We start from the raw sequence: 25706 nt of genomic DNA, 5'->3' as shown, positions 1-25706 counted from the left end.
CTTTATTTGTAATAGCGTTTGGCTAATTTTTCTGACGACATTCCTAGTAGATACAATAATTTGATGCGATGCATCGCTAAATGAGTGCGCAATTTGCCTTTACGAAAACGGCGGCTAGAGGTACTGATCTTACCAGTCGCTGGATAGAATTTACCAATTTTTCGCAAGCGGCGACTCAACTGCCAATCCTCCATTAAAGGAACCGCATCAAATCCACCTGCTTGTTGATAGCACTCACGTGTAACAAATAGCCCCTGATCTCCAAAGATCAAACCAAGAAAACGTGCGCGGAGGCTTGAGGTCCATTCTAAATAAGTAAAAAATTTATCTGAGGAATCAAAGCTTAAGTGAAAAAAAGCAGCACTATATTCTGAATTCCTTAATACTTGTTGAAGTTTTACCAGCTCAGTAGATTCTATTTCCAGCTCGCTATCACTATGTAAAAACCATAAAAAGTCCCCGCGGCTCTGTTCTACTCCGTAACATAATTGAGCTCCACGATTTCCTTTAGACAACTGATAGACGTTTGCAAAGCGCTCAGCTTGTTGAATCGTTTGGTCTGAACTGCCGCCATCCACCACGATCAGTTCATGGGGAATATTTTTTAATAATTGGCTGATTTGCGGTAATAGTTTTTCGATTCTTTGCTCTTCATTTAAAGTCGGAATAATCACTGAGATCATACGGGCAGCACCTGCAAGGACTGTTTAAAATTCAAATGAATTTTCGTTCCAGTCTGAACTTTTTGCGATAGATTCGTAAATGTACATAGACATTCGCCAATCTGCAGCTGCGGCCGCTGTCCATTGGGTGACCACTCGTTGCTAAAGACCCGTGCCGGTAATCCCTGCTCACTAATCGCGATCTCTGTTCCATAAGGAATGAAGACTCGTGCCTCCCCTACCAATTGTTGCGGATTTTTCACCGCTAACGTCGTCGTTCCAATTTGAAAGGACTCCCCTTGAACGTTCCCGGATAAATAGTTTCCCTCACCGATTGCTTCGGCGACTTGTTGATTGAGGGGATAAAAATAAAGTTCTTGCGGCGTACCGATCTGCTGGATGTTTCCGGCTAATAATAAAATCATTCGATCGGCCAAATGAAATGCCTCATCTCGATCATGGGTCACTAAGATCACACTGAATCGATACTCCTGTTGCAAGCGCTGCAGATAGCTTCGCATCGTCAATTTTAATTGGCTATCCAAATTTGCGAAAGGTTCATCTAACAAAAGTAATTTAGGTTCTAATACAATCGCTCGGGCCAAGGCGACTCGTTGCTGCTGCCCGCCTGATATTTGATCTGGAAACTGATTTTCTAAACCCGTTAAATCAAAAGCGGTGATAATTTTTTGAAGTTTTTCTTGAATGATCGCTCTCGAAAATTTGCGAGCTTTTAAACCAAAGGCAATATTTTCGGTCACTGTCATATGAGGGAATAACCAAAAATCTTGAAAGACTAAAATCGTCTCCTCTTGGGAAAATGAATCTGAGAAGGTAATTGTTCCTCTGTCACTTTTTTGGATACCCGCCAGTATTTTCAATAGACTGGTTTTACCGACACCTGATGGACCAAACAGTGCGACTGTTTCTCCTTCAGCCACATCAAAGGACAAATCAGTTAATATTTCTTTTTTCCCGTAGTTCACATAAAGATTGTTAACGCTTAGTCCCACGCTGTACTCCTCCTATCATTTTTCTTAAAAACCAGACGCCGATAATCGTGCAAACTAAAAATAATAAACTGTATGTCGATGCAATGCCGTAACGACCATTATTGGCGTAAGGCAACAATAGCAACGGCAAGGTCACAATCCGTCCGCCGCCAATAAAAAACGTTGGCAAATACTGACTAAAGGAAACGATAAATACCAAAGAGGCGGCCGTAGCGATCCCTGGTCTTAGCAAAGGCCACGAAATCTGCCAAAAAGTCAGCCAGCGGTTTGCGCCTAAACTTCTTGCGGTTAAACTAAAGCCCTCACCTAATTGACGGTAGCTCTCCAATAGAATCTGCATGCCATAAGGCAGACAAAAATACGTATGGATCAAAACGACACCGAGCAAGCTGCCGTTTAATCCTAGTTTCAAAAAGATTACTTGACTCGATGTAATCAAGGCCACCGCCGGCAGAATCAATGGCAGATAAATCATTACCTCGATGACTCGCTGAGAGAACTGCTGCTGAAAAGCAAAATAATTCGCCGCCGGCAACGCGATTACTAATGTTAGAAACGTCGTCGCAAATGCGATTACGAAGCTATTCATGATTGCTGGGAAAAAACTAGGATCATGAATCATCTGGACAAAGGATTTTACGGCCAGCTGCTGTGGTAAGACTGCTGGATACAGCCATTTGGAACTGACTGACCACAAGACTAAAAAGCTTAACGGCAACAAAATCAAAAACGCGATGACACTCAAAAATAAATAGTTCATTTTTCCGGAAGTCTTCATTTTATTTTTCTCCCTCCCGGCAGTAAGCGACTGATAACTAGCGCGGCGATCGCTACTGATAAGCAAACAGCTGACATCACCATATTTAAAGCAAACGCCTGCGGACGAGTCATTAAGTCCGCTTGGGTAAATAGATCATACGCCGTCAACGCTACTGTTCCATGACTTGGATCACCTAATAAATAAGGCACTTCAAAGGAGGCAAAAGTGAAACAAAATAAAATAATGAATAAGGTGAACAAGGTTTTTTGGATCATAGGAAAGATCACCTGGGTAAAAATTTGCCGTCTCGAAGCCCCCAGATTCCTAGCCACTTCAATATAGCCAAGCTGCAGTTGCTGAAGGATCGCCAGGACTGTCACGGCTACATAGGGAATCTCTTTATAAAGGAAAACGAAAAGAATCCCGATCCCCTGCTGATCGTGAACGAGTAAAGGAAACTCTCCGATATCTTTGATCCAGCCTAATTGAAAACACCAACGAGACAGCACCCCAGATTGGCCGAGTAATTGCAGCACCATTAAAGCCACAATAATATGTGGCAGTGAGATGGGTAACTGAAGGATTTTATGTAAAATGGGTTGTTTGACTTTCAACAGTAAAAAAGCCACCCCGACGCCGACGATCAATGAAAAAAAGGTCGCCGTCAGTGCCAAGTAGCAGCTGTAACTCAGCGACTTTTGAAAGAACGGATCAGTCAAAACGATTTTGTAATTAGCTAACGTCAGCTGGTTTAACCCAATCAATGGATAATAACCGAGACTGATTTGCAATCCCCGAAATAGTGCCGCGAAAATCACGACACTATTTAATAGTAGAAAAGGGACCACCAATAGTTTTTTCTTATTCATGCAAAACATGTTCTTTCCATAACGCTTCGATGATCGGGATTTTTTTTGCTTGAACCTCTGGAATTTGTTTTTCCTGCAGCTCTTCTAACGACAATACCCCTTGATTTTTGTACAAGTCCGCCAATTGTTGATTGGTTTCCTTTGATAGCTTCTTCGAATCAAAAGGCGGGATACTGTAGCCGTATTTAGCTTCCGCTTTTTTCAATTGGGCACTCTCGCTAGTCATTTCATTGATCAAAACTAAAGCTGCTCCTTTGACTTTCGATGTATCAGCAACCGCTAAGTAACTTTGATTGGCAATTGTCCCTTTATCAAATAAGAAGGATTCTGTTGTCGGCTTGAATTCATTGTCGCTGCGCTTTTCTGCCACGTGCATTTGAGAATAGCTGTAGCTCATATCGATTTGACCAGCTGAAAACATTTGATCCAACTCAGCCGTTGTTGTCGGATACGTTTTTCCTTCTTGCCACAAGTAAGGCTTGATCTCATTCAAATAATCTAAGCCCGGCTTGATGACTTGATACAACTCTTCCTTATTAGCAGCCGCTTTTTCTACCTTATCGTAGCCGACGATGTCACAAATAATATTGCGAACAAAGGCGCTACCTGTGAACTCCGGCGGTGCCGTGTAAGTGATTTTTCCGGGATGAGCTTTTGCGTATTCCAACAAAGCTTTCGTATCGGTTGGAAACCCTGAAGTAAATTTTTCTTTGTCGCCAGCAAAAACCAATTGTGCACTACCATAAGGCATTTCATACCCATCAATCTTCACACCAAAATCATACTTCGAATTATGACCATCGACATCCATCAACTTTTCAAAGCTCTCGATCTTATTTGTGATTGGGCCATAAAGCAGTTTTGCCTGTTTAGCCGTATAAAAATTCTCCCCATTGATCCACATCACATCAATGTCGCCGGTTTTCGTTCCAGCTTCTTTTTCAGTCGTCAATTTGTTCAAAATTTGATCAATATCCATCGGTACACGCTTCACCGTGATATCATATTTCTCCTTCATCGCCGGTGTCACTACTTCATCCACCCACGCATTGGCTTTTTCATCGCCGCCATAACCATAAAAAGTGACGGTCTCCCCCTTACTTTCTTTTACAGCATCTGAAAAATTGCTGATAGAATCAGTCGTCTTCTCCTCTTTCGTTTCGCCTGTCTTACATGCAGCTAACGAAAAAAGCATGCTCACTGTCAAAAGCCCCATAAACCATTTTTTCATTATTTTCTCCTACTTCTTTTTTAAGTATTTATTTTCTGAGGATCGAAAAACAAGTTTGATTTTCATCCGTATATCATTCCTCTATCCTTTTTCAGTGAAGTGTCGGCTGCTCAGCCTTATCTTTGTTTTTATTTGATACTCACTGCCAAAAGAGGAACTGAAATCCTACTTCTTTTTTAAGTGTTTATTTTTCCAGCTAAATCACGCATAAAAATTCTATGCATTATTTACTATTTTTTTCGATTGATAACGATTTTTCCAAGCAAGCACGGGTTGATTTAACGGATGTGACGCACAAGTTGCTTGCTGGTTAATCACTGGTCCAAACATCAAATCCAATAAATGCCAAGCTTTGCCTCCACCCATTAACATTGCAGCGGTACAGCTGGAGCAATAAGTCACGATATGAGGTGTTTTAAAATCATTGACTCGTTTTGTCGCGAATTCTTTTGCTAAGGGTGGATTAGAAACGCAGCACATCCCGCCCATTCCACAACACAGCGTATTTTTCCCTGACAAGCGATTGGTAGCGACTTGATAACCTAACTGCTCCAACAAAAAGCGGACGGCTTGATGGATCTCTGTTATTTCTTTTGTTGGACAGGAATCTTGAACCGAAAAAATAACATCGCTTTGACTGGCTTTACCAATCATTTCTTGCGGCAAGCCGATTTCCGCCAGCTTGACCCATAAGGAGCTAGTTGGAAATTGATTTTGCAAGGTCATGGTTTTGATACAGCCTTGACAAGCGACGATCAATTCATCAATTCCCGCTTGGTGAACTTGATCCGTCAGCGTTTGAAAACGAGCTTGAAACAATTTCTCATCACCGATCATACGGGTTGGCTTGCCGCAGCATCCTTGGATCACTGCCAGAACGGGATAATATCTTTTTAGATAAGCAATTATTTCACCAACCTGCTGCGGATTACTGGAACTTAGCGCACAGCCTGCCATAAATCCATACTTCATAGGTCATCTCCTCGATTCACTGCGGTAAAAAATTTGCTTGTCGATAATTTTTGATGGACTTGAACACTTCTTAGCTGTTTTAATGGCAACCCTTCGTTGATTAGGTCTCTACGCATTGCTAAAAAGGCTTCATCCAATTTTAATTGCAGCGGGCAAACTACCGTACAGCGCCCGCAGAGCATACAAGAATAAGGGACAATCGGCTCTAACCCCTCGTTCAAAAATTGCTGGAACAGCTGTTGCGGATCATCACAATATTTTTGTAAAAATAAACAGTCTTTCATACAGCGGCCGCAGCTGGTACAGGTTTCCGCGATGACTGTTGCCAGTTCAATGGTTTCTTGTGAATACTCCATGACGTACTCCTTTTTTTGATAAAACGATCAACAACTGCAACAAAAAAATCAGACAAAACAAACCACTGACTAAGTAAAAAATGGGGATTTGCTCCAAGCCAGCGCCCAACTGCCACCCAAGAAAAAGTAGCCCCATACTCAGCAGTAAAAAACTTTCGATCGTTCTTTTTTTGAAGACAATCAAACCAGCCACGAAGACCAAGACAAGAGGCAGTAAGAAAATTTGCCGCCCCAAAGAACTGTCCGCAAATTTGTGGGAATAGAAAGATACATTGCGCATAAATCCTAGATGATTGGCGTAGAGGTCTCGCATCAAATAGATGCCGTAAAGCAAACCGATTTGTAACAGATGAAGCACAAAACGCAGAATCTTCATTAGTTTAAGATTTCCAATTTGTCTTTGTCTCTTGGATCACCGATTTGGACTGGATATTTGCTTGGGTCTTTTTGATGGGCTTTATCCCAATCAAACCAGCCACCGTCAAATAGTTTGACATCTTTCCAACCTTCTTGCTTCGTGATGAAAAAGGCTGTTGCTGCACGCCAACCAGTCCCGCAATAAAATGCAACTTCCTTGTCTGGCGTAATACCCCATTTTTCCCAAGCAGTAAAAATTTTGGTTGGTTCTTTGACTGTTCCATCGTTGTTCATTAATTGAGCGACATCTGCACTGGTCTTACTAGATTTTGCGTAAACAGCACCTTCAGGCTCGCCGGCATTTTCAATATAAGAATAGCCACTTGTTTTACCGATAAATTCTTTCCAACTTCTGACGCTGGCTAAAACGAGTTCGGGATTTTTTTCTTTAGCCGCTACTAAATCTGCAGAAGTCGAAATCAAACTTTCTGGACGTCCTGGGACTGTTCCACCAAAATCCTTAGCCGCTGTTGCTTTTTCTTCGCCCTTTTCAACTTTATAATCTGCTTTTTCCCACGCTTTCAAGCCGCCATCTAAAATTTTGACTTGATCGACACCTAACCAATAAGCGACGAAAGCTACTCGAGCGGCCGCGTTGATATCACTTGAATAAATCACCACTGGTGTTGTTTTCGTCACACCGCGTTTCAAGAAAACCTCTTTACAAGTATCCGCAGATAAAATATTCCAGTTGCTTTCTTCATTTTCAATTTCCATTGTATCCATGTGCAAGGCTCCAGGGATATGAGCTTTTTTATAATCCTTGCCTTCACCATAAGAAGCTTCAATGACGACGGTTTTATCGTCTTCTTTTAGTTGATTTTTCAGCCATTTCGCATCTACAAAGAAATCGCTCGTCTTGATTTCTTTACTATTCACTAAACGCTGGACCTTCTCTGTTTTGTCTTTTGCTTGAACTTCTGTTGCCTTTGTTCCAACGATCAACACCGTTAATAATAAACAACTGATTACTGCCACAAATTTTTTCATTTTAATTGCTCCTTAAAGTTTATTCTTTCACTTAAAACGTTTTCAATACGTTGATACACCCTTTTTAAGCACAACAAAAAAACACACTCACTGAGTATGCTTCCTCCATGATCCTATTTTTTTCTACAATGAAAAAGCTTTTTAAGTCATTACAAAAAAAGTTAGTGGGAGGATATGCACATGTTCTACTCGCTTAGAAACTCTAAGTAAAGGTTGAGATCAAAGTCAACGACGATAGATTTTCAGCATGAGAACACCTCCTACTCCCAATTTTTCAACTAGGTTCTTTCCTTATCGAGTATAACGAAACACTATTCGTTTATCAAGGTGATTCAGTTTAAAAAGAACAAAATTTTTTTTGTGAAAAAAACAACATTTAGTTAAATTTTTCAGTTTGCCTTGATGATTTTTGTCATCTTATAGCTTTTCTATTAGAATAAAAGGTATCAAAAGAAAAGAGGGATTTGCTATGGGAATTTTTGACGGCTTAATGGGTAACGCGACACAACACGACAATGAGGCAATTGAAAAGAAACTGGCCGATGTTCTAGTGCCGGGAGAAAGGGTGTCACTAGCCTTTAAACTTGTTCGAGATTTGATCGTCTTCACGGATTTTCGGCTGATTCTGGTGGACAAACAAGGGGTGACAGGAAAAAAAGTCGAATACAAATCGATTCCTTATCATTCAATCTCACGCTTTTCCGTGGAAACTAGCGGGCATTTTGATTTAGACGCCGAATTAAAAATTTGGATTTCAAGTGCTGAACTCCCTGCCGAAACATTGCAATTTAGAAAAGATAAAAATATTGTCGCTGTCCAAAAGGCTTTGGCTGCAGCTTTAATAAAGTAAGCCTGGGTAATCTAACTCATCGTCAGGCAAAATTAAAAGGACAAGCTGTTGAGCTTCTTTCTTCTTTCAACAGCTTGTCCTTTTATTCATATAATTGACCTGAATTGTCGTTTCTTGTTCGTCCATTCCTTCTCTCCTGCTCTTCATTTGAGTCATACTAGTCTTATCCTTGTTTACGCTTCATTCTCCCACAGTTTTCGATCCAATTTTCAAGTTTGTTAAACCCGTCGTCTTTGATGTAGTCATATTCTCTGTCAATTACTTCATCAAACCAAAGCAATTCACCTTGACTCGTTTTCCCAACGATTTTTACCGTTGACTGACTAAGCGAAACCTGCTGACTTAGATTTTTTATTTTCCCAATTTTGATCGCGATGATCGCATTGCCTCTTAGATAGCTCTGCTTGATTTCATATTGTACATACTGGCTGTCTAAGGTTTCGCTACCGATCAGTACTACGGTCACTGTGGTACCTGCTAATTGCTTATCGATCCAACGTTTAATGCTATCTTCACCATCGCGCTTGATACTTTCAAATTCGGCTTGTTTGATAAAACCTGATTCTTCATTTTCCTTCAGTGTCCAGTTGTTCTTAACCACCATCGCTCTTGAAAAATCATTTTCGTAACGAAAACTAAAGAACACTCTACTCGCCATAAAAAATCCCTCCCCACACATAAATTATTCTTCAAGACTTGAATAGGACGAAGTCAAAATATCTTATTCAACTTTCAGTAAAATGTCTTGACATTTGTCATTTTTTCTACCTTATCCTGATTTCCCTCTCATTATATAATAGACATCCGTATGAATGGCTCCAATTTCTTTATAATAGTAGTTTTTAAGGAGAACATTTTTAGTAAATTTATTAGAAAAAATTTTTGAATCATTTCATTGGGAGTTTCAAAAGCCGCTACTATGGACACCATTGCAAAATACTTTGAGACTGTGTTCTGAATACCGAAGCCTTAATTCTTTTTATGTGAATCATTTAAGCTTTTTGATGGAACTTTCAAAAAGCTTAAATTAATTTTACATTTAGAACAAGAATGTTTTTTATAATGGAAAGACTTGACTGCCTAAAAAGTCCATCTGGCTTTTGCGATTCCCGCATGATAAGATTTTAATATGCTAGATTAAGGAGGTTTTATCATGTTGGATAAATCAGTTCCCTTTATTCCCATTACGATGTTTCGTCCTTCAAATGCACCTTCATTACCAGAGCTTCAGCTTCCTGAAGGCTATCATTTCGTTTTTTATCAACTAGGAGATGCACAGGCTTGGTGCCGCATCGAAACCGCGGTGCAGGAATTTGAAACAGAAGCGGATGCCGCCCTCTATTTTGAAAAAGCCTTCGCACCATTCTCTAATGAGCTTCAACGTCGAATGCTTTTTATTGAAAATCCCAAAGGAGAAAAAGTGGCAACTTTTACCGCTTGGTGGACAGAAGAAAAAGCCCCTCGTTTGCACTGGTTAGGTGTCCTTCCAACAGAACAGGGCAGAGGCTTAGCTAAAGCATTAGCGATTCGTGAAACCCAGCTACTTCACGACTATTATCCTGAACAAGATCTGTATATCACTACGCAAACGTGGAGTCACGTCACGGTGAAGCTCTATCAAAAATTAAATTATCAAATTATCCGAAATCAAGATTATCAAAGCATTATCAACATTTTAAATACTGCTAAGAAATAACGCTCTACTTTTACTTACAAACAAAAAAGCTCTACCTGTTTATCCAGCTAACTTTGTCGGACTGGATATTTCGAAAACAGGTAGAGTTTTTTTATTCTGCGCTTAACGCGGCCATCGTTATATAGTTATAGGGTTGGTTAAAATGCGGTAAGAAGAAAATATTTAGTAATTTTAATTTGTCGATCGTCACTTGTTCTTCAATCGCTAATGAAAACATGTGGATGACACTCGAGATATCTTCGGTTGAAGACAGCTGAGCACCAACTACCCGACGAGAATCTACTTCATAAACGATGCGGATTTTCACTTTCGCATTATTCTTCATAAAGCCCGGACGTTGTAAATCTTCAAAGTCGGTATATTTCACGTTTAAACCGTTCTTTTTCGCCGCTTCGACTGATAAACCTGTGGAGACCATATGAAGCCCAAAGATTGAGATTCCGTTTGAGCCTTGTACACCAGTTGATTCCAACGCCACACCACCAACATTATACCCCGCGACGATTCCTGAGCGGACAGCGTTTGTCGCTAAGGCGATATATGTCGTTGCTTGCAACGCATTAGAGAAAATCGTTGCACAATCACCAACGGCGTATACATCAGGATCGCTCGTTTGCTGATGGCGATCCACTAGATAAGCGCCGTTTTTGAATAACTCCAAATGATTTTTACCTAGGTCATTATTGGGTAAAAAACCGATCGCGTTAATGACTAGGTCAATTGGATACTCTCCTTTGTCAGTGACTATTGCTTCAACCTTCGATTCTCCTTTATATTCTGTCGCTAATTCTCCGAAGTGCAACTCAATGCCGTGCTCCGTTAAATTTTGATCCATATCGTCAGTAAATCGTTTGTCATAATAGCTCGGCAGTGAACGTTCCATTGCATCAAATAATAAAACAATTTTTCCGCGACGTTTAGCGGCTTCCGCAATTTCCACCCCAATATATCCCGCACCGATCACCGCTACATTATCAATGCCCTCGCTACTTAAAATTTCATCCACCGCTTGTCCATCTTGAAACCGTTTCAGAAAATGGATATTGGCTAGTTCACGACCCGGTATTTTTGGTGCGATTGGGATCGATCCCGTTGCTAAAATCAATTTATCGTAGCTTTCAACAAAGGTTTCTCCGTTTTTTGTTTGACAATGAACTTGCTTTTGTTCATAATCAACTTTTTCAACCGTAGTTTCCATTGAGATTTTTGCGCCCTTCGTTTCAAAATCTTCGCGCTTCGTATAAAAAAGATTTTCATAAGAATCAATTTGTCGACCGACCCACAAAGCCGTACCACAGCCTAAATAGCTTAGATTATCGTTTCGATCAATCATCACCACTTCTTGATCATGAAAATTATCCAATAAAGTATTGGCTGCCGCGATTCCGCATGATTTGTACCTACAATTACCGTTTTTGTCATCAAAAATCCTCCTTTAGTTATTGTATACCCTTTCACTATCTGTTTGATTTTACCATATACGCCTCTGTAAAAAGTTAAAAATGCAAATGATTTAAAAAAATTATGGATATTGCATAATCTTCTTTTACCTGTAATATCAGTCATAAATACGTATCTTTATTTGATAACTATTTTTTATTTACAATTTCTATTTTCAGGCTAAATTAGCCATTCAATGAAATTCATACATTGTTAAAACGTTTTTTAATTATTCAATTCCGAGGATTTGTTTTTCAACCAATAAAAATAGTAAAATAAACCAAGGTAGGTGAAGAAGACGTGAAAAATAATTTAGAACCACATCATCTTAACTGGTTAAGTTACTACGGCTTATTAAATCAGCGGGAAAATTGTGCGGTCCGTCATTTCAAAGCCGGTGAGGAAATTTTTTCTCAAGGTGTTGAATATAAATTTATTATGATTGTTGTTGCAGGAAAGGCAAAAGTTTGTATGAGTGCCCCCAATGGAAAGGATCTTATTTTAGCTTATTATCTTTCTCGAGGGTTAATCGGCGACGTGGAATTAATGACCGATATTCGTTATGCCACTGCCTCAGTCATCACTCTTTCTCCTTTTGAATGTATCGTGGTTCCCTTTCAAAGCAAAGAAGATCCGATGTTTAAAAACCTTACATTTATGACAGCGCTAGCCAAAGATTTATCCAAAAATCTAGTGAAGGATTCTTCTAACTATACCTCCAACGTAATTTACACCGGTGAACAGCGGCTCTGCTCATACATTTTTCAAGGAGCCTATAAAAGCCATTTTTCAGATAAGTTAACCGATGTTGCTGCAACTATCGGTGTTAGTTATCGGCACCTACTGCGCCTGTTAAATACCTTATGTGAGGACGGTATTTTGCGGCGAGAACATGGCGGCTTTAAAATAGTACAGGAACAAAAATTACGACAACGTTCTGCCCAAGGTTTCTATAAATAAAAAATTACCGACTCTAATCGTTTAAGAGTCGGCTTTTTTTACTATCAATTGCTGTTTTTTGGCCCGATGAAGAATCTGTTCTTTCCGTTGTTTCTCATATTGATTAATTCGTTGCCAATACAATTCTTCTTTTTGATTTTTTTTCTTCCTTTTAAAAATACTTATTGCCAATATGCTAAAAATTAATAAAATAAAAATCATTATCCTCATCTCCTATCATTTATTTTAAGGAAAATCAGAACCAACCGTTATGACATATGTCACCTTTCATTTTCTTACATACATTTTTCAAGCTCACAGCAAATACTAACGAACCAAAAGTTTTACGAGAACTGTTCTCACTGCCATTCTTTGATTTCATCACAATCAAGGTCTCATTTTTGATATAATTATTTTGTCAAGCGATATGATTTTTTTTAAGGCAATTGAAAAAGTAATGGTGGCCACTTAGAAAAATTTTCAAAGTCAGAAAGGAGGAGACATAGAGCGATGAGTATTGAAGCAGTGTTTGAATTTGTTGAAACGAAAAGTCAGTATCAGGAATTCCAGACTTGTATGGCAGAATTAAAAGGACAACCGGGTGCACAGATGCCTGCATTGCAAGATGCCCAAAGAATTTATGGGTATTTACCCATCGAAGTTTTAAAAAGGCTTTCAAATGAATTGGAACTACCTTTAGAAGAACTTTACAGCACCGCCACTTTTTATGCTCAATTCACTTTCGCACCAAAAGGCGAATATACTATCAGCGTTTGCATGGGAACGGCCTGCTATGTTAAAGGCGCCGGCGACATTTTGGATTCCTTTGCGACGGAATTAGCAATCGAACCAGGTAAAACGACTGTTGATCGTAAATTCACTTTAGAGTCTTGTCGTTGCATCGGTGCCTGTGGCTTAGCACCTGTTCTGACGGTCAATGAAGAAGTTTACGGTCGCTTGTCTAAGAAAAAAGCGGACAAAGTATTGGTGACCTATCAAAAAATGGACTAACGATTGATGGATCACCCTCATTTAGAAATCATTAAGTTCGTTAGACTGGTCCTTTAAGAAAATGTTGCTGTTGAAGGAAGCCATAAGAGTCAGGAGTAAAAAATATGGAAGATTGGAATGAGTTAAAAGAGCTTCGCAATACGTATCGTCAAACGATCCTGATGCGTTTAAAAGATGAAGATGCTTCCAATGTGGATTATGAAAAGGAAATCCTCGTTTGTGCGGGTACTGGCTGCATCTCATCTAAAAGTGGCGAGTTTGTCGATGCTTTAAAAGAAGAATTAGCGAAAAATAAGTTGACCGATCAAGTGAATATTGTCAAAACCGGATGCTTTGGCCTATGTGCGCAAGGTCCGATCGTGATCATTTATCCAGAGGGTGTCTTCTATCATCAAGTTCAGCCAAAGCATGCCAAAAAAATCGTCTCAGATCACTTAGTCAAAGGCAAACTGGTTGAGAAACTGCTTTATCATGACAACGACAGCAAAGAAATCATCAATAAATTAATGGATACCCCCTTTTATCACAAACAAAAGCGAGTGGCGCTGCGAAATTGTGGACGAATCGATCCAGAAAAAATCGAGGAATACATCGCCTTTAATGGTTATCAAGCTTTAGCGAAAGTAGTGAATGAGTATTCTCGTGATGAGGTCCTAGAGACCTTGAAAGCTTCCGGTTTAAGGGGCCGGGGCGGTGCCGGATTTCCAACTTTTATGAAATGGTCATTTGCCAAAGCTAGCACTTCCGATCAAAAGTATGTGATCTGCAACGCGGATGAAGGCGATCCCGGCGCTTTTATGGACCGCTCCGTTTTAGAAGGTGATCCCCATGCGGTCATTGAAGCAATGGCGATCGCTGGCTACACGATCGGTGCCAGTCAAGGTTATATTTATGTTCGCGCTGAATATCCTATCGCGGTCAATCGTTTAAAAATCGCCATCAAACAAGCTCGTGAGCAAGGTGTCTTAGGCAACCATATCTTAGGCAGTGATTTTTCTTTTGATCTGGATCTGCGACTAGGTGCAGGTGCTTTCGTTTGTGGGGAAGAGACAGCGCTATTAGAAAGTATCGAAGGACATCGCGGCGAACCGCGACCTCGTCCACCTTTTCCAGCAGTCAAAGGACTGTTTGGCAAACCGACCATTGTTAACAACGTTGAAACACTGGCGAATATCTCGCAAATTATTCTCAAAGGCCCGGAATGGTTCGCAAGTTTTGGGTCCGAAAAGTCTAAAGGCACGAAGGTCTTTGCTTTAGGAGGGAAAATCCAGAATACAGGGCTAGTTGAGATTCCAATGGGTACCACCTTACGAGAAATTGTTGAAGATATCGGCGGTGGAATTCCCAACGGCAAAAGGTTCAAAGCCGCTCAAACGGGTGGGCCCTCAGGCGGATGCATCTCTCAAGTCAATTACGATGTCCCGATTGATTACGAAAATTTAAAAGAGATCGGCTCGATGATGGGGTCTGGCGGTTTGATCGTCATGGACGAAGACAACTGTATGGTGGATATCGCAAAATTTTTCTTAGAATTCACGGTTGAAGAAAGTTGTGGAAAATGTGTGCCCTGTCGGGTTGGAACGAAGCGATTATTAGAGCTCTTAGAGAAAATTACTATGGGAAACGGCACCTTAGAAGATTTAGACAAAATGGAAGAGCTGTGCCATCATATCCAGGAAAATTCCCTTTGCGGCTTAGGTCAAACAGCCCCTAACCCGGTCCTTTCCACCCTCCGCTATTTTAAAGACGAGTATGTCGCTCATATCGAAGAACGACGCTGTCCAGCCGGCGTCTGTAAGAATTTGATTCAGTATCGGATTTTGCCGGATAAATGTACCGGTTGTCGCGCCTGTGCAAAAGGCTGTCCGGTCAGCGCCATCAGTGGCGAAGTGAAGCTTGCCCACGAAATTGATCAGTCAATCTGTACGAAATGTGGCTTATGTATTGATACTTGTCGCTACGATGCAATCACAGTCATATAGGAGGTGGCGCAATTGAAAGAAGTTATGATAACCATCAACGGAAAAATTTGTACTGCTCTCGAAGGATCGACAATTCTCGAAGCAGCTCGAATCAATAATATTGAGATCCCCACTTTGTGCTTTTTAAAAGAGATCAACGAGATTGGCGCTTGCCGCATGTGTGTCGTAGAAGTCAAAGGCGCACGCAGTCTGGTGACTGCCTGCGTTTATCCAATTAGTGAAGGCATAGAGATCATCACCAATTCAAAGAAAGTCTTTGATTCTCGCAAGACAACTTTAGAATTGATCCTTTCCACTCATGAACGAAAATGTCTCTCGTGTATCCGCAGTGGAAATTGTGAGCTGCAAAAATTGTGTAAAGAGTTCAACGTAGCGGACGAGGATTATTTCAATGGTGAAAACTGCGAATACGAATTTGATGATAGCGCTGTTCATATGGTCCGCAATAACAATAAATGTATTCTTTGCCGCCGCTGTGTAGCGGCTTGTTCGAAATGGCAGGCCGTTGGTGTGATTGGACCAAATAACCGAGGGTTCAAAACCCATATCGGCAGTGCCTATGAACAAAATTTGAGTGAGGTTCCTTGCATCTCTTGCGGGCAATGTATCGTTGTTTGTCCTACCGGTGCAATCCACGAAAAAGATCAAACGCAGGAAGTTTGGGACGCCCTAGAAGATCCAAGAAAACATGTCATCGTTCAAACGGCGCCTTCCATTCGGGTAACTCTAGGCGAAGCTTTTCATCTGCCGGTCGGTACAAATGTAGAAGGAAAAATGGTCGCGGCCTTGCGCCGTATCGGCTTTGATAAAGTCTTCGACACAAATGTGGCGGCGGACTTCACTATTATGGAAGAAGCCAACGAGTTTTTAGAACGGGTTAGCAATAACGGTCCTTTCCCAATGTTTACTTCTTGCTCGCCTGGCTGGGTCAAATATTGTGAATCCTATCATCCTGAGCTGATCCCGAACCTATCCACCTGCAAATCACCGCAACAGATGTTTGGTGCGCTAGCCAAAACTTGGTACGCTGAAAAAGAAGGAATCGAGCCAAAAGACATTTTTGTCGTAGGCATCATGCCTTGTACCGCAAAAAAATTCGAAGTGACAAGAGAAGACGAGGCCGCAGCCGGCTATTCTGATTGCGATGTCGCGTTGACGACTCGTGAATTAGCCCGAATGATCGACAAAGCCGGCATTCGCTTCGTGGACTTAGAAGATGAAGCTTTTGACAATCCGCTAGGCGAAGCTACCGGCGCCGGCTATATTTTTGGTGCGACAGGCGGCGTAATGGAAGCCGCCCTGCGAACTGCCGCAGAAACTTTAGCTGGTCATTCATTGGAGCAAGTAGAATTCACTGAGGTTCGCGGAATGTCAGGAATTAAAGAAGCTACCTATGAAATGAGTGGTGCTACGGTCAACGTCGCTGTTGCTTCTGGCATTGGCAACGCAAAAAAATTACTTAACCGAATCGAATCTGGTGAAAAAGCCTATCATTTTGTTGAAATTATGGGCTGTCCTGGTGGATGTATCAACGGTGGCGGCCAACCCGTCCAACCTGCTTCCGTTCGTAATTTTGTCGATTTGAAAACCAAACGAGCCGCTGCTTTATACTCGGAAGATAAAGACAAAGGCCTTCGCAAATCAAATGAAAGCCCGATCGTCCAAAAAATTTATCAAGAATTCTTAGAGAAACCAGGAAGTTTAAAAGCTCATCATATTTTGCATACAAGCTATCGTGATCGGACTGTCGTAAAAATTCCATAAAAATAGAGTCGGTCATCCATGATGATCGACTCTTTTACTAGTAAAAGAATGCACTCTTTGTCATTAACCGACTCTTTGTTGATTCAATGCTTTCGAAAGGATCGGGACAATCAAAATTGCTAAACCACCGCCGACTAATGCTGTAATTAGTTGCGGAAATGAAAAGGCGCCTGAGACCATAGCTGCTTTAGGTGCTGGCATTTTCAATAAAACTGGAACCACAAATTGAACGATTAAAAGATATAGAACACCAAATTTTGCCACTGCTCCTACCACCGCAGCCACAAGAAAATTGATGATTGTTTGTTTTTTAGTAACGCCCGCAACCAAATGCCAAATTGCTACTAAAACTGCATTTCCTATCGCTATACAAAAAACGATTTGTGGAAAGGCCGGTCCAATCCCAAATATAAAGGCAAAGATTGGTGATAGTACGGCGATCGTAATTCCACTTGCCAGACCGCCTGTCGTTACGGCGACGATTAAAATCAAGTTGACCAAAGATCCGGTTATCAATGTATTGCCTAATCCAGCCGTCACTGCCTGTACAGCAATCAATAATGCCAACAACACCGCAGTTTGTGTAATCCATAATGCTTTTCGCTGCATAATTTCAGAAACCCCAGTTGTATAAACGGTCACAAATGGTGATCCCTTCACTTCCTTTCTTTTTCTATTTTTTACTTCCAATCTGTTGTTACAAAAAAAGAACAGGTACTTGCTAATATAATTATTGTACCAGATTTATTGATTAGGTAATAAACAGATTTTCATCCAATTTATTTAGCAAATGGATAAAACAAAAAACACTACCCTACGACCTAGGATAATGTTTCATTATTTTTCAGTAGCTTAATAATTATTTACTGGCTTCGTTTAAGACGAATTTGATAGCGCCAGCCGGGTCACGGGTTAATTTAATGTATTCCGCGCCTTTAGTGGCAATCAACTTGATCCCTAATCTATCGGTGTCTGTCTTGATATCATCATAATAAGAATTCACTTGCGGTGCTAAAACCACCATGTCGAAGTTTGGCATGATATCGTAATGGGAACCGTAAGCTCCAGCTTTTGCTACTACATGCTTACCAGTTTCTTTCGCGCCTTCCTCTAGGGCATTCGCCAGCATCGCACTTGTGCCAGCACCGGCACATAAGACTAAGACTTTTAGATCGTCTTCCTGGGCTAAAGCTTGTTCTATTTCTAAATCATCAGAGGTCACTGTTTCACTTTTGTCGACAAGTTTCACTGCCTGAGCATTTGATAATTCTGGTAATGCTTCTTCCACTTCAGCGATTTCTTCCACCCGTTCAGCTTCTTGCGCCACTAAAACTTTATCATAGGCTTTACAGAATGGATAATAAATCATAAAATCGACCGCTAGTAAAACTAATGATAGCACAATCGAAATAGGTTGGAAGCCAGTGTTCATCACCGTTCCAATCGGCCCCGGCGTCGCCCATGGCAAGATATACATAAATCCGTTCATGCCTAAAACACTAATAAAGAATTTACCGATCAGAACATTCGCAATCGGTGCTAAACAAAATGGAACGAAAAAGTACGGATTCAAAATAATGGGTGCCGCAAAAAGCAGCGGTTCATTTACCGCGAACATCACTGGAATAATCGACGCTTTACCAACAGCCTTTAACTGTTTTGAACGCATCAATAAAATGAAAATGATCGGAACGATAAAGGTTGCCCCGGTCCCGCCAAGTTCCCCAATGAAATTCCCAAAATTTTCCGTCAAGGCATGATTGGGATGACCACCTTCAGTAAATATTTTCAGATTCGCTTCAGTATTCCCATACAAGGCTGCAGAAAGTCCTGGCTTCACTACAGAAGGCCCATGAACCCCCACAAACCAAAACATTGGAATCAAAAACCAGATAATCGCTAAACCAAAATAACTTTCCGCGCCGGCGAACAAAGGTGAGAGCAGCTTGGAGAAAACTTCGCCAAATGGCGCGTTAATAAAGTTTCTCGCTAAAATATCAATCATTGCACAAATGAAAACAGAGAATGAAAAAGGAAAGACGTCGCGGAAATTTTGTGCGATTGTTCCGGGAACTTCTTTTGGCATTTTAATCGTAATGTCGCGAATAATACAAAATTTATACATATTGACTGTTATGAATGCGGATACAAATGCCGACAAGATTCCTTTGGTGCCCATATAGTCCGCGAAGAAGGCGCCATCTGTCTTTGTAATTGCTAACAATAAGAAGCCGCAAGTGGCCGCAAGCATTACGGATGTTTCATTGATTACTTTGCCATCAGGCATTTTTCGGTTCATATTTCCTGCCAGACAGCGGGCGGTTGTTCCAGCTACCAACATCCCAACGATCCCCATCGTGTAGTCGTATATTTTCCAGAGCCAGGCTTCGATCCCCGCTGGAATCGTCAGACCGAAAATCGGCGGGATCGCCGCGCATAAAATGAAGATACTAGAAAAAAGAATTACTGGCATCGCAGCTAGGAAGCCGTCTTTGATCGCCATCAAATAAATATTTTTCGAGATCTTTTGGAAAAAAGCCTGACGCTTTTCGATTTGTTGAATTATTACATTCATTTCTTACACTCCTTAACTATATTTGGCTTGGTACAATTCGATAAAATCCTGAACTAAATCTCGCAGCAATAAGGTCGTCATTAAATGATCTTGCCCATGGATAAAAATGAAGCCTAAGTCTAAGTCCTCTCCACTAGCTTCGTTCGATAATACTTGGGTCTGAGCTTTATGAGCCAATTTCAAATTTTCATCGGACTCCTTTAACGCCTTATCAACATTCGCAAAGTTTCCTCCGCGAATTTCTTTTAGCAGTGTCATAAGGGTGCTGCGGGCATCACCGGAATAGGCGACGATCTCAAAGCCCAGCATTTGCAATTCTTCTTTGTTCATCCTTTTCCCCTCCTGATTAAATAATCGTCTTCGTCTCACTGACCAATTTGTACCAGTAAGCCGATTCTTTCGGATAACGCTTTTGCGTTTCAAAATCAACATAAAACAATCCATAGCGTTTGTTATAGCCATTGACCCATGAGAAAACATCCATTAAAGACCAAATGAAGTAGCCTTTAACATTCACACCTTCGTCAATTGCTTTAGAAATATAATTAAAATAGCCTCTTAAATAATCAATCCGATCATCATCCAGAATGATTCCATCTTCAAAAGTATCCTTGTAGCCTAAACCATTTTCTGTGATATAAATTTTTTGATAATTAGGATAATCCTTTTTGATACGAACCAATAAGTCATAAATCCCCTCAGGATAAATCAACCAATCCCAATCCGTCCGCGGCAAGTCGGTCCGTTGAATTCGTTCGCCGATGCCTTTGATCCGATAGACTTGTGTTCCCTTTTCACCGGTGGTGTTATAAAACATTTGGCTTTCGTCATTGTAGGCTTTGACCCAATGGCTGACATAATTATTAATACCTAAATAATCATTGCGATTGGCGGCCTTCTTCATTTCGACAAAGTCATTTTCATCAATAGAAATACTGGTATTATTGGCCTCCAAAATCTCATTGATACATGCCATCGTGTGCTCAGAATAATAGCCAAGGTAGGTCGCATCCATCAAAAACTTCACCGATAAAGCATCGTCTAATTCAGCTGCGTGGATATCTTCAGGGCTATCCGACGCAGGATACTTTGGCTCTAAAGAATGGACAACCCCGATTTCGCCTTCATAGGACCCTTCTTTGAAAATATTGACCGCTTGAGCATGAGCGTACATCATGTTATGGAGTGCAGTGATGGTTTTTGACAGATCAAATTTAATTTCTGGCGGAAAAACACCTGTCAAATACTGATTCGTTGCCGCAGGATAAATCTCGTTGAAAGTACTCCAGTAATAAACTTCGTCAAATTCGTCAAAACAAAATTTAGCATAATCAACGAAATGTTTGATGTTTTCACGATTTAAAAAGTCTCCTTCATCAAACAGAGCTTTCGGTGTGTCAAAATGATGGATTGTGACAAACGGTGTGATGCCGTGTTTTTTACACTCAGCGAAGACCTGATGATAATAGTCGACACCTTTTTGATTGACTTCACCATAGCCCTCTGGGAAAATTCGGCTCCAAGCGATCGACATACGCAGGCTGTCGATTTTGAATTTTTTGCATAGCTCGATATCGACTGGGTATTGATGATAAAAATCACTGGCAGGCTCAGCTGTGTAGCGGCCTTTTTCTACTAAAAAGGTATCCCAAGCAACCGGGCCCTTTCCATCAACATCTAAAGCGCCTTCAACTTGATACGCCGCTGTTGCTCCTCCCATTAAAAAGTCTTCTGGTAACTTTCTCAATTCTGTCATTCGTCATTCTCCTTTTATAAAAGTCTTTGAATATGAATCGTAAAATAAATTCGTTCGTTTTCATTTAAAGTTTTGCCTAATTGGCTGCCGATCAATTCATAGATTCGGTTGCCGATCTGATAAGCTGCTGGATAATCCTGCTTTAAGTTCGCCTCAAAATTCAAGGAAAAGCTGTCTTGGGCTCCTTCATCTGATAGCAAACGTTCTAAAAAGTAATTCAAATGAATCATTAAGCGATCATAATAATTTTTATTGCTGTTGGTTCGTTTGATCCCTGATTGTGCTAGTTCGTGTTGCACCAGGTCGATGATAGCCTTTTCAATTCGTTCGTCTGTTTCACCAGAGACCGATGTTCCTTTGGCATTGATAAAATGCAAAGCAATTCGGCTGACTTCTTCTTGAGGAAAGTCAATTCCTAGCTTTTCACGAATGAGCTGCAGCGCATTTTCTCCAATTTTTTGTTCCACTGGATAATCCTTACGCATATCTGGCAGCTTCGTATTTTCGTAGGTTCCTTTATTCAAATTCTGATAGCTTAAATAGATGTGGTCGGTCAGCGTGACATAGATATACTCCTGAACAGGATAATTGAATTTTTTTATCGCCTGTTCAATGATTTCATAGGTTGTAGTAATGAAGTCAAGGGGAATATCCTTTAATAAGGTTGAGAAATTATTTTGGGATTCTTGATTTCTCAAAATGAATGTTTTTTCAACGACCTCCTTGTTTACCAAATCTCCCTTCTTTTTATGGAAAGTAATACCAGCGCCCATGATTACTGCTTGTTGATCGTTCCCATCCCTAACAATCGCGACGTTGTTGTTTAATACCTTCACGATTCGATACATTTTCGATCCTCCTTCCAAACAAAAAAGACTGCAAACAATAGGCGATTTCTTAGAGAAATTCATTCCTACTATTCGCAGTCTCGCCTAATCAAATTAGTAACGATCCACTAAATATTCGTTTTACTGACTGAAGTATAACACGGATCATTCTTTTTGTAAACATTTTCAAACAATAAAATCAAACTTTTTACAACATCGTTTTTGGTCAAATTATCAACAAAAATCACCAAACTTTATGGTCCTTTACCAAAATTCCCGAATAAATTTTTTTCTTCGCTGGGCATTCCTCTGATAATTCTCTGGATTTCGTTGATAGTAGTCTTGATGTTCTGCCTCGGCTGGATAGAATGTTTGTGCCGGCTCAATTTGTGTGACGATCGGCTGATCAAAGCGTCCGCTAGCTTGTAAATTCGCACGACTGACCTCAGCTGAATCTTTTTGTGTTTCGTCAAAATAATAAATGACTGGACGATAGCTACTGCCACGATCTTCAAACTGACCAAAAGCATCGGTAGGGTCCGTTTGCTGCCAATAAAGCTCTACTAAATCCTGATAGCTAATCAAGCTAGGATCAAAAATAATCTCCACTGCCTCCGTATGTCCTGTTTCACCACTTTTTACTTCTAGATAAGTCGGATTTTCCGTTTGTCCTCCTGTATAACCGGAAACCACTGATAAAATCCCTGGCAAGCTATCAAAAGGCTTCACCATACACCAAAAGCAGCCACCTGCAAAAATTGCTCGTTCCATTTATCTCCACTTCTTTCTATTTATTTAACTGGTACGACTGAACCGCCCCATTTTTTCTCGATCCACTTTTGGACCGCTGGCTCATGCAACGTCTCAACGATTTTTTTGATATTCTGATTGTCCTTATTCTTCGTTTTCGTCGCAACAATATTTACATAAGGCGAATCCTTTTCCTCAATCATCAATGAATCTTTAACGGGGTTCAAACCTTTTTCATAAGCAAAATTAGAATTGATCGCCACTAAATCGCCTTCGTTATTCTCATAAGCGGCGGTCAACAAGGTAGGATCAACACTATGATCAAACACCAAATGTTTCGGGTTATCGACAATGTCCTCAAAACTTGCTTTGTCGATGGCCACTCCTGATTTTAATTTAATCAAATTGTTTTTAACAAAAATATTCAGCACGCGACCCCATTCTGAAGGAACGTTCGATACGATGACTTTTGCTCCGTCAGGAATATCACTGATTTTTTTGATTTTATGGGCATAAATTCCCATCGGTTCTAAGTGGATTGCGCCGACATTGGAAAATTTATAGTCATTTTCTTTTTTCTGAAGATTAAAATAAGGAACGGTGGAAAAATAGTTAGCATCGATATCGCCATTTCCCAGAGCTTTATTGGGTAAGACATAATCGTCGAACTTAACGATCTTCAAATCAATTCCTTTTTTCTTCAATTCAGGTTTGATATGCTCTAAAATTTCCGCGTGAGGTGTCGGTGAAGCACCGATTGTCACTTTATCGATCGACGCCGCAGATTTTTGTCCACAAGCGGCAAATAGAAAAATACTTCCAATTAACAAGATCACTCCAACAATTCTTTTCATGCATAAACACTCCTCAGATTTCTTTTGATAAATAAAAAAAATATCCATCCCTTTACCTACCAGTTTACTGATAAATAAAGGGACGAATATTTTCGCGTTACCACCCTTCTTCATATCGCCCTCACAGACAATACCTCAACGGTACAGATATACCCGGCGATGTAACGGTCGCTTACCGTTCAGCTTGCGTGAACAAAACTGAAAACTCAGAGCTCATCTTCATTGACGTTCTACGATCCCTCTTTTCACCTGCCGAGGGTCTCTTTAATCGCTCGCGATCAACTACTCTTCTCTTCACTGTTTGATTATTGATTTCTGTCATTCTAGTCTAAAGTTTTTGCTTTTGCAACTAAAAAATCCCTCTTCTCTTTTTATTTCTAGCAGCCCGCATAATTTTCATGCTTAAAAAAACAAAATAATAATAAACGCTGATTTTTTCATTACAGTTATTCAGCAAGCAATAGGATATGACTGTTTGCTTTTTATATGGTTATTACTATATTTACCAGCTGATAAAAGGTATAATTAAATTTACCAGAAGTGTTTCCAACTGTTCTCATCCTAAAAATAAATAACATAAATAATTTCCAATACAAACTTTGATAATAAACTGAAGGAGTGTGATTCTTTGGGAAAAAAGACGAAACGATTACTTTCCACTAATTCAATTTTCTTGTTTTTATTGTCCTATGGCCTGGCACTTACACTAACCGCCTTTATCATCACCTCACCGCCGCTCTTGTTCAGAGGGATGCAACAGATTATCGTATCTCCTAGCAATTTGATCACCGATTACGTGCACATCGCTGGCGTCGGCCCGGCCTTTCTTAATAGCGGACTCTTGACCTTAAGCAGCCTATTCCTTCTACGCAAACACAAACACCACTTTTGTTCTATTACTGTTTCTATTATTATGATGCTTTCTGGCTTTTCTTTTTTTGGAAAAAACATTGCCAACTCAGCACCGATTATTTTAGGCTGTCTGCTGTATTTGCGGATTCATCATTCTGGACGACAAGACTTATTAGTGATGGGCTTATTAAGTACCTGTCTTTCACCGATCGTTAGCACGATTTATAGTGTCCCAAGCTTCCTCATCTCCTATAAACTTCTCGCTTTATTTGTTGGTTTGCTAATTGGCTACACCATTTTGCCAATCTTCGAATTTTTAAAGGTCCATACAAAAGAATTGAATCTCTATAATATGGGATTTGCCGCTGGTTTCGTTGGAATGCTCGGAAATTTTGCAACCAAAAAAATTTTAACCATAAAAATTGTTCCTCACGCCCTTTCTTTTGAGCATCACGATGTACTACTCTATTTTTTACTGATTCTTTTTAGCATCCCGCTTTTGATTGTCTTGTATTTTTCCAAACTGCAGCCGATTGACTCCAAAATTTTCTTACTAGATTTAAAAAAAATTCTACGTTTTTCCCTTTACGGCTATTTTGCGATTCTGATTTGTTTAGGACTGCGAGTACCATTGAGTGGGATTTTAGTAGGGGCCATTCTAACCTTTGCTGGTTTTAGCATGTATAATTTTAAGTTCCGTTACTTCTTTTTTCCGGCTGTGGGCATTTTCTTGACCGCTTTGCTTTTTTATCAAGACATTGCGACTACTAATCATATCGTGATTATCCTCTTCGGTAGTACCTTAGCGCCTATGACAAGAAAATACGGCTTGTTGACCGGGATTCTTTCCGGCGTAATTTTTTCAGTGATTACTCGCAACGCCCACCATTTGACTGCCGGTATCAATTTGTACAATTGTGGCTTTGCCGGTGGCGTCACGGTTCTATTGATGGATGCAGTCCGTCTACTCTTTTACAAAAACCAAAAAATCAAATTCCTTTGTCAAAAACAATACTTGCTCCTAATTCAAAAGGAAAAAAAGCTGATTGCTAAATTTCAAACTGCTGTCCAACGTTTATTGCCAAAAATAATCAAGACCAGAGACGGTTATTCATAAGATACACAAATAACACAGCTCGT

Annotated in this window: 25 protein-coding genes, 1 pseudogene and 1 other annotated feature; of the genes and pseudogenes, 7 read left to right on the top strand and 19 right to left on the bottom strand. The window is 40.3% G+C overall.

Annotation, left to right across the window (positions count from 1 at the left end):
• Positions 1–2: 2 nt before the first annotated feature.
• The 9 genes from IGI54_RS05495 to IGI54_RS05455 all read right to left on the bottom strand — a co-directional run bounded on the left by IGI54_RS05495 (position 3) and on the right by IGI54_RS05455 (position 7270).
• Positions 3–683: a TIGR04283 family arsenosugar biosynthesis glycosyltransferase gene (locus tag IGI54_RS05495; protein WP_430621398.1), complete on the bottom strand. Its 681-nt coding sequence runs from the start codon at positions 681–683 to the stop codon at positions 3–5.
• Positions 680–1675: an ABC transporter ATP-binding protein gene (locus tag IGI54_RS05490; protein ID WP_430621397.1), complete on the bottom strand. Its 996-nt coding sequence runs from the start codon at positions 1673–1675 to the stop codon at positions 680–682. The genes IGI54_RS05495 and IGI54_RS05490 overlap by 4 nt, the downstream gene beginning before the upstream one ends.
• Positions 1659–2453, bottom strand: coding sequence for an ABC transporter permease (locus IGI54_RS05485; protein ID WP_430621396.1), 795 nt, complete (start codon positions 2451–2453; stop codon positions 1659–1661). The genes IGI54_RS05490 and IGI54_RS05485 overlap by 17 nt, the downstream gene beginning before the upstream one ends.
• Complete coding sequence (locus tag IGI54_RS05480; protein ID WP_216429365.1) at positions 2450–3304, bottom strand: ABC transporter permease; 855 nt, start codon at positions 3302–3304, stop codon at positions 2450–2452. The genes IGI54_RS05485 and IGI54_RS05480 overlap by 4 nt, the downstream gene beginning before the upstream one ends.
• Complete coding sequence (locus IGI54_RS05475) at positions 3297–4535, bottom strand: ABC transporter substrate-binding protein (protein WP_430621395.1); 1239 nt, start codon at positions 4533–4535, stop codon at positions 3297–3299. The genes IGI54_RS05480 and IGI54_RS05475 overlap by 8 nt, the downstream gene beginning before the upstream one ends.
• 216 nt (positions 4536–4751) lie before the next feature.
• Positions 4752–5507, bottom strand: coding sequence for a heterodisulfide reductase-related iron-sulfur binding cluster (locus IGI54_RS05470; RefSeq protein WP_430621394.1), 756 nt, complete (start codon positions 5505–5507; stop codon positions 4752–4754).
• Positions 5504–5863, bottom strand: coding sequence for a 4Fe-4S dicluster domain-containing protein (locus IGI54_RS05465; RefSeq protein ID WP_311899441.1), 360 nt, complete (start codon positions 5861–5863; stop codon positions 5504–5506). Before IGI54_RS05465 ends, IGI54_RS05470 begins: the two co-directional genes overlap by 4 nt.
• Positions 5838–6239, bottom strand: a complete 402-nt coding sequence (locus IGI54_RS05460; protein WP_430621393.1) for a hypothetical protein — start codon at positions 6237–6239, stop codon at positions 5838–5840. Before IGI54_RS05460 ends, IGI54_RS05465 begins: the two co-directional genes overlap by 26 nt.
• Complete coding sequence (locus tag IGI54_RS05455) at positions 6239–7270, bottom strand: sulfurtransferase (RefSeq protein WP_430621392.1); 1032 nt, start codon at positions 7268–7270, stop codon at positions 6239–6241. The genes IGI54_RS05460 and IGI54_RS05455 overlap by 1 nt, the downstream gene beginning before the upstream one ends.
• 469 nt (positions 7271–7739) lie before the next feature.
• On the opposite strand from IGI54_RS05455, the gene IGI54_RS05450 reads away from it, so the two are divergent.
• Positions 7740–8120 (top strand): PH domain-containing protein, encoded by a 381-nt coding sequence (locus IGI54_RS05450; RefSeq protein WP_430621391.1) that lies wholly within the window; start codon positions 7740–7742, stop codon positions 8118–8120.
• Positions 8121–8283: 163 nt separating this feature from the next.
• Here IGI54_RS05450 and IGI54_RS05445 read toward each other — a convergent pair whose 3' ends face one another.
• The gene (locus IGI54_RS05445; protein ID WP_430621390.1) at positions 8284–8778 is read right to left on the bottom strand and encodes a TIR domain-containing protein; all 495 of its coding nucleotides are present in this window, start codon (positions 8776–8778) and stop codon (positions 8284–8286) included.
• A 495-nt stretch (positions 8779–9273) separates the two neighbouring features.
• On the opposite strand from IGI54_RS05445, the gene IGI54_RS05440 reads away from it, so the two are divergent.
• Entirely contained in the window at positions 9274–9816 is a 543-nt protein-coding gene (locus IGI54_RS05440; RefSeq protein ID WP_430621389.1) for a GNAT family N-acetyltransferase, read from the top strand.
• 91 nt (positions 9817–9907) lie between these two features.
• Here IGI54_RS05440 and nox read toward each other — a convergent pair.
• Positions 9908–11238 (bottom strand): annotated as a pseudogene (nox, locus tag IGI54_RS05435) (H2O-forming NADH oxidase).
• 318 nt (positions 11239–11556) lie between these two features.
• Here nox and IGI54_RS05430 point away from each other — a divergent pair.
• Positions 11557–12216, top strand: coding sequence for a Crp/Fnr family transcriptional regulator (locus tag IGI54_RS05430; protein WP_313630082.1), 660 nt, complete (start codon positions 11557–11559; stop codon positions 12214–12216).
• A gap of 21 nt (positions 12217–12237) precedes the next feature.
• On the opposite strand, the gene IGI54_RS05425 is transcribed toward IGI54_RS05430, so the two are convergent.
• Complete coding sequence (locus tag IGI54_RS05425; protein WP_430621388.1) at positions 12238–12417, bottom strand: hypothetical protein; 180 nt, start codon at positions 12415–12417, stop codon at positions 12238–12240.
• Between the two features lie 288 nt (positions 12418–12705).
• Here IGI54_RS05425 and IGI54_RS05420 point away from each other — a divergent pair, with 288 nt between their 5' ends.
• The 3 genes from IGI54_RS05420 to IGI54_RS05410 all read left to right on the top strand — a co-directional run bounded on the left by IGI54_RS05420 (position 12706) and on the right by IGI54_RS05410 (position 16952).
• Positions 12706–13206, top strand: a complete 501-nt coding sequence (locus IGI54_RS05420) for an NAD(P)H-dependent oxidoreductase subunit E (RefSeq protein WP_430621387.1) — start codon at positions 12706–12708, stop codon at positions 13204–13206.
• A gap of 104 nt (positions 13207–13310) precedes the next feature.
• Positions 13311–15188 (top strand): NADH-ubiquinone oxidoreductase-F iron-sulfur binding region domain-containing protein, encoded by a 1878-nt coding sequence (locus IGI54_RS05415; RefSeq protein ID WP_430621386.1) that lies wholly within the window; start codon positions 13311–13313, stop codon positions 15186–15188.
• A 12-nt stretch (positions 15189–15200) separates the two neighbouring features.
• On the top strand, positions 15201–16952 hold the full coding sequence (locus IGI54_RS05410; protein ID WP_430621385.1) for an NADH-dependent [FeFe] hydrogenase, group A6: 1752 nt from the start codon (positions 15201–15203) through the stop codon (positions 16950–16952).
• Positions 16953–17015: 63 nt separating this feature from the next.
• Here IGI54_RS05410 and IGI54_RS05405 read toward each other — a convergent pair whose 3' ends face one another.
• The 7 genes from IGI54_RS05405 to IGI54_RS05375 form a co-directional block, all read right to left on the bottom strand.
• Positions 17016–17561, bottom strand: a complete 546-nt coding sequence (locus IGI54_RS05405) for an ECF transporter S component (RefSeq protein ID WP_430621384.1) — start codon at positions 17559–17561, stop codon at positions 17016–17018.
• Between the two features lie 250 nt (positions 17562–17811).
• Positions 17812–19527, bottom strand: coding sequence for a PTS lactose transporter subunit IIBC (locus IGI54_RS05400; protein WP_071861252.1), 1716 nt, complete (start codon positions 19525–19527; stop codon positions 17812–17814).
• 12 nt (positions 19528–19539) lie between these two features.
• Positions 19540–19857 carry a PTS lactose/cellobiose transporter subunit IIA gene (locus IGI54_RS05395; RefSeq protein WP_430621383.1) on the bottom strand — a complete coding sequence of 106 codons (318 nt, stop codon included), beginning with the start codon at positions 19855–19857 and terminating at the stop codon, positions 19540–19542.
• Between the two features lie 16 nt (positions 19858–19873).
• Positions 19874–21274, bottom strand: coding sequence for a 6-phospho-beta-galactosidase (gene lacG / locus IGI54_RS05390; RefSeq protein ID WP_430621476.1), 1401 nt, complete (start codon positions 21272–21274; stop codon positions 19874–19876).
• A 23-nt stretch (positions 21275–21297) separates the two neighbouring features.
• A complete protein-coding gene (locus tag IGI54_RS05385; protein ID WP_313630091.1) occupies positions 21298–22131 on the bottom strand; it encodes a PRD domain-containing protein in 834 nt (277 codons plus the stop codon).
• 243 nt (positions 22132–22374) lie between these two features.
• Positions 22375–22881 carry a peptide-methionine (S)-S-oxide reductase MsrA gene (gene msrA / locus IGI54_RS05380; RefSeq protein ID WP_430621382.1) on the bottom strand — a complete coding sequence of 169 codons (507 nt, stop codon included), beginning with the start codon at positions 22879–22881 and terminating at the stop codon, positions 22375–22377.
• 20 nt (positions 22882–22901) lie between these two features.
• Positions 22902–23714: a MetQ/NlpA family ABC transporter substrate-binding protein gene (locus tag IGI54_RS05375; protein WP_430621381.1), complete on the bottom strand. Its 813-nt coding sequence runs from the start codon at positions 23712–23714 to the stop codon at positions 22902–22904.
• Positions 23715–23789: 75 nt separating this feature from the next.
• Positions 23790–24021: a binding site (T-box leader), on the bottom strand.
• A 321-nt stretch (positions 24022–24342) separates the two neighbouring features.
• On the opposite strand from IGI54_RS05375, the gene IGI54_RS05370 reads away from it, so the two are divergent.
• Positions 24343–25683, top strand: coding sequence for a DUF1576 domain-containing protein (locus tag IGI54_RS05370; protein WP_430621380.1), 1341 nt, complete (start codon positions 24343–24345; stop codon positions 25681–25683).
• Positions 25684–25706: the final 23 nt, after the last annotated feature.

It is taken from the genome of Enterococcus sp. DIV0800 (genome assembly GCF_050559735.1).
GTDB lineage: Bacteria > Bacillota > Bacilli > Lactobacillales > Enterococcaceae > Enterococcus_A > Enterococcus_A devriesei.
This window is presented reverse-complemented; position numbering and strand designations above follow the sequence as displayed.

What these genes read in the sequence shown, in the direction of transcription:
- IGI54_RS05415 (WP_430621386.1), top strand. Translation starts at nt 13,311, where the DNA reads ATGGAAGATTGGAATGAGTTAAAAGAGCTTCGCAATACGTATCGTCAA.
- IGI54_RS05445 (WP_430621390.1), bottom strand. Translation starts at nt 8,778, where the DNA reads ATGGCGAGTAGAGTGTTCTTTAGTTTTCGTTACGAAAATGATTTTTCA.
- IGI54_RS05485 (WP_430621396.1), bottom strand. Translation starts at nt 2,453, where the DNA reads ATGAAGACTTCCGGAAAAATGAACTATTTATTTTTGAGTGTCATCGCG.
- IGI54_RS05475 (WP_430621395.1), bottom strand. Translation starts at nt 4,535, where the DNA reads ATGAAAAAATGGTTTATGGGGCTTTTGACAGTGAGCATGCTTTTTTCG.
- IGI54_RS05470 (WP_430621394.1), bottom strand. Translation starts at nt 5,507, where the DNA reads ATGAAGTATGGATTTATGGCAGGCTGTGCGCTAAGTTCCAGTAATCCG.
- IGI54_RS05455 (WP_430621392.1), bottom strand. Translation starts at nt 7,270, where the DNA reads ATGAAAAAATTTGTGGCAGTAATCAGTTGTTTATTATTAACGGTGTTG.
- IGI54_RS05460 (WP_430621393.1), bottom strand. Translation starts at nt 6,239, where the DNA reads ATGAAGATTCTGCGTTTTGTGCTTCATCTGTTACAAATCGGTTTGCTT.
- IGI54_RS05440 (WP_430621389.1), top strand. Translation starts at nt 9,274, where the DNA reads ATGTTGGATAAATCAGTTCCCTTTATTCCCATTACGATGTTTCGTCCT.
- IGI54_RS05405 (WP_430621384.1), bottom strand. Translation starts at nt 17,561, where the DNA reads ATGCAGCGAAAAGCATTATGGATTACACAAACTGCGGTGTTGTTGGCA.
- IGI54_RS05395 (WP_430621383.1), bottom strand. Translation starts at nt 19,857, where the DNA reads ATGAACAAAGAAGAATTGCAAATGCTGGGCTTTGAGATCGTCGCCTAT.
- IGI54_RS05385 (WP_313630091.1), bottom strand. Translation starts at nt 22,131, where the DNA reads ATGTATCGAATCGTGAAGGTATTAAACAACAACGTCGCGATTGTTAGG.
- IGI54_RS05420 (WP_430621387.1), top strand. Translation starts at nt 12,706, where the DNA reads ATGAGTATTGAAGCAGTGTTTGAATTTGTTGAAACGAAAAGTCAGTAT.
- IGI54_RS05495 (WP_430621398.1), bottom strand. Translation starts at nt 683, where the DNA reads ATGATCTCAGTGATTATTCCGACTTTAAATGAAGAGCAAAGAATCGAA.
- msrA (WP_430621382.1), bottom strand. Translation starts at nt 22,881, where the DNA reads ATGGAACGAGCAATTTTTGCAGGTGGCTGCTTTTGGTGTATGGTGAAG.
- IGI54_RS05400 (WP_071861252.1), bottom strand. Translation starts at nt 19,527, where the DNA reads ATGAATGTAATAATTCAACAAATCGAAAAGCGTCAGGCTTTTTTCCAA.
- IGI54_RS05450 (WP_430621391.1), top strand. Translation starts at nt 7,740, where the DNA reads ATGGGAATTTTTGACGGCTTAATGGGTAACGCGACACAACACGACAAT.
- IGI54_RS05480 (WP_216429365.1), bottom strand. Translation starts at nt 3,304, where the DNA reads ATGAATAAGAAAAAACTATTGGTGGTCCCTTTTCTACTATTAAATAGT.
- IGI54_RS05465 (WP_311899441.1), bottom strand. Translation starts at nt 5,863, where the DNA reads ATGGAGTATTCACAAGAAACCATTGAACTGGCAACAGTCATCGCGGAA.
- IGI54_RS05375 (WP_430621381.1), bottom strand. Translation starts at nt 23,714, where the DNA reads ATGAAAAGAATTGTTGGAGTGATCTTGTTAATTGGAAGTATTTTTCTA.
- IGI54_RS05425 (WP_430621388.1), bottom strand. Translation starts at nt 12,417, where the DNA reads ATGATTTTTATTTTATTAATTTTTAGCATATTGGCAATAAGTATTTTT.